Annotated in this window: 3 protein-coding genes and 1 pseudogene; all 4 read right to left on the bottom strand. The window is 57.7% G+C overall.

The window, feature by feature from the left end; genetic code table 11:
- Positions 1 to 955, bottom strand: a 955-nt coding sequence (locus ACP151_RS21275; protein ID WP_424980202.1) for an IS481 family transposase, incomplete at its 3' end; no start/stop codon positions are given.
- A 118-nt stretch (positions 956 to 1,073) separates the two neighbouring features.
- On the bottom strand, positions 1,074 to 1,889 hold the full coding sequence (ehuA, locus tag ACP151_RS21280) for an ectoine/hydroxyectoine ABC transporter ATP-binding protein EhuA (protein ID WP_424980783.1): 816 nt from the start codon (positions 1,887 to 1,889) through the stop codon (positions 1,074 to 1,076).
- A complete protein-coding gene (locus ACP151_RS21285) occupies positions 1,889 to 2,095 on the bottom strand; it encodes a hypothetical protein (protein WP_424980784.1) in 207 nt (68 codons plus the stop codon). Before ACP151_RS21285 ends, ehuA begins: the two co-directional genes overlap by 1 nt.
- Positions 2,088 to 2,313: pseudogene (locus ACP151_RS21290) on the bottom strand (IS5/IS1182 family transposase); the annotation flags it as partial. The pseudogene ACP151_RS21290 and the gene ACP151_RS21285, both read right to left, overlap by 8 nt.

Here is a 2,313-nt window from a genome sequence, read left to right on the forward strand (position 1 = left end):
TGTTCAGTCCCGGCATCTGGTGGATCGGATCGATGATGAAACGATCTGGCTCTGAAGTCCAGATTTTGCAGATGTATTCGTAGGGCGTGAGGCCGCTGAGAGTTTTGAGTCTGCGGGCAAAGTTGTAGGCAGCCATGAAGTCGCCGAGATGTGTTCGTAACTGATCGTGGCTTTCGTAGTGGTATCGCTTCACTGTCGCCTCTTTGATCGTGCGGTTCATCCGCTCGACTTGGCCATTGGTCCACGGATGGTTCGGTTTGGTCAGGCGATGCTCGATCCCGTTGGCCTCACAGATCATGTCGAAGCGCATCTGCCGGGAGTATACTCTGTTCCGGTTTCGTGGCTGTTCGGCGAACTGGATACCGTTATCGGTCAGGATCGTATGGATGCGATAAGGGACCGCCTTGAGCAAATGTTCGAGGAATTCCCAGGCGGTCTTGCGATCTGCCTTGTCGACGAGGTGGGTGACTGCAAACTTGCTGGTCCGGTCAATGCCAACGAAAAGATACAGCTTGCCCTCCGCAGTCTGCACCTCGGCAATATCGATATGAAAAAAGCCGATGGGGTAGCGCTTGAACCTCTGCCGCTTAGGCTTGTCGCCCCCGACATCCGGCAAGCGCGAGATGCCATGCCGCTGAAGGCACCGATGCAGCGCTGACCGCGTCAGATGCGGGATCGAGGGCTGGAGCGCATAGAGGCAATCATCCAACGGCAGTAGCGTATGCCGCCGAAATGCGACGATCATGGCCTCCTCGGCTTGACTGAGAATGGTTGAGCGAGGCTCTTTCGGCCCTGTTTTGCGATCCTCAACGGTCTCGCGCTTTCGCCACTTGGCAACAGTCTTCGGGTTGATCCCGAGTTCCTTGCTCAGCGCCGCGATCGAAGCTTGCGATCGCTGTATTGCTGCTCTGACAGCGTGCGTGGTCGTGGCGCTCCCGTGACGAACTTGTCCCATAGTGCTTCCTTCCATTCCAAAGAACAGATCGCACCATCAAACCATGGGATCAAACACCGGCACACTATCCCAACGCACCCGCGATCTGCTGCGGGACGTTGGGATAGATCTTTAGGTGTCAGACCGCTTCGCGTACCGCGCTCAGGAACTGCTGTGTCCGTTCCCGTTGCGGATTGCCAAACAGCTCGGACGGATGCCCTTGCTCTTCGATCTTACCGCCATAGAAGAAACAGACCCGGTCCGAAATATCGCGGGCAAACCCCATCTGGTGCGTCACCATCAGCATCGTCAGATTATGCTCGGACACCAGACCGCGGATCACGTTTGTGACTTCGCCGATCACTTCGGGGTCCAGCGCCGAGGTCACCTCGTCAAACAGCATCACCTTGGGGCGCATCGCCAGCGCCCGCGCAATGGCAACCCGTTGCTGCTGGCCGCCGGACAGCCGTGACGGGTGCTGATCCTTTTTGGCGATCATGCCCACCAGTTCCAGCAATTCTTCCGAACGGTCGCGCGCTTCGGCCTTGGGCAGGCCCAGAACCTGCACCGGCCCTTCCATGCAGTTTTCCAGCGCGGTCATATGCGGGAACAGATTGAAGTGCTGAAAACACATGCCGATGTCGACGCGGCGGCTGCGCAGATGGCGCTCGCTGGCCGGAACCAGCTTGCCGCCCTTCGGCATATGTGTCAGCGGCTTGCCGTCCACATAAATCACCCCGCTGTTGATCTGCTCTAGCGTCATCAGCATCCGCAACACGGTTGTCTTGCCTGACCCTGACGGGCCGATGATAGACACCATTTCGCCGGCGTTGATATCGAGATCAAGATCATCAAGAACGGTCAGCGCGCCATATGATTTGCGCACTTTGCGAAAACTCACCATGGGTGTGTTTTCACCGCTCAGCTCCATTGGAAAACCTGACATATCCAGCATTATTTCAGTCCCAGTTTGCGGCGTACCCGCCCTTCCGCCAACCGGATCAGACCGGCCGCAGGAAGAGAGATCGCGAGGAAGATGATGCCCACCATCGTAAAGGGTTCGAGGAAGCGGTAGTGCTCCGACCCGATGGCGTTGGCGGGGCGTTGTTGCGCAACTCGTTTTGAGGACGAGCTTCCCCTTTCCGCGGCGGATTCATCCATCACACACGATCTCGGCGGTGCCGAGGGCCGAGAATCGGTTCATGAGAGCGATGCGGATGTGGATTTCGGCGGTTTGTCTGTCTGGGTCCCTCGCCATGATGCGTTCGCCGAATGCCTTGAGGCATAGCATTTTGGCCTCCACGCGACTTCGGATGTGATAACCACTCCATCGTTTCCACAGCGCCCTGCCGAAGCGTTGCGAAGCGCGCAGTATCTCG

Origin of the sequence: Leisingera sp. S232 (genome assembly GCF_049800895.1) — a bacterium.
Lineage (GTDB): Bacteria > Pseudomonadota > Alphaproteobacteria > Rhodobacterales > Rhodobacteraceae > Leisingera.

Coding starts and splice junctions, on each gene's coding strand:
- ehuA (WP_424980783.1), bottom strand. CDS start 1,889: ATGCTGGATATGTCAGGTTTTCCAATGGAGCTGAGCGGTGAAAACACA.
- ACP151_RS21285 (WP_424980784.1), bottom strand. CDS start 2,095: ATGGATGAATCCGCCGCGGAAAGGGGAAGCTCGTCCTCAAAACGAGTT.